1 pseudogene is annotated in these 288 nt (G+C 79.2%); it reads left to right on the top strand.

Annotation, left to right across the window (positions count from 1 at the left end):
* Positions 1 to 288, top strand: a pseudogene (locus GT354_RS54685) (hypothetical protein); the annotation flags it as partial.

Genomic DNA, 288 nt, shown 5'->3' on the forward strand with positions numbered 1-288 from the left:
CGATCCCGCCTCCGCCGGGCCCGCACACGGTCGGCGGCCCACCGCCCGGCTACCCGCAGACCCCGGCGGGCGGCGCCCCCATGCCGCCCCAGCCGCCCTTCGGCACACCCCCGCAGGGCTTCCCGCACCCGGGCACGCCGCCCCAGGGCTCCGCCTTCCAAACCCCACCGGGCGTCATGCACATGCCCCCGGGCGGCCCCCAGGTCCCCGCCCCGGGCCAGTACACCCCACCCCAGGGCATGGCGCCCCCGCAGTACCAAGGCACCCCCCACCAGGGAATGCCCCAAC

Origin of the sequence: Streptomyces sp. SID3343 (assembly GCF_009865215.1) — a bacterium.
Classification (GTDB): domain Bacteria; phylum Actinomycetota; class Actinomycetes; order Streptomycetales; family Streptomycetaceae; genus Embleya.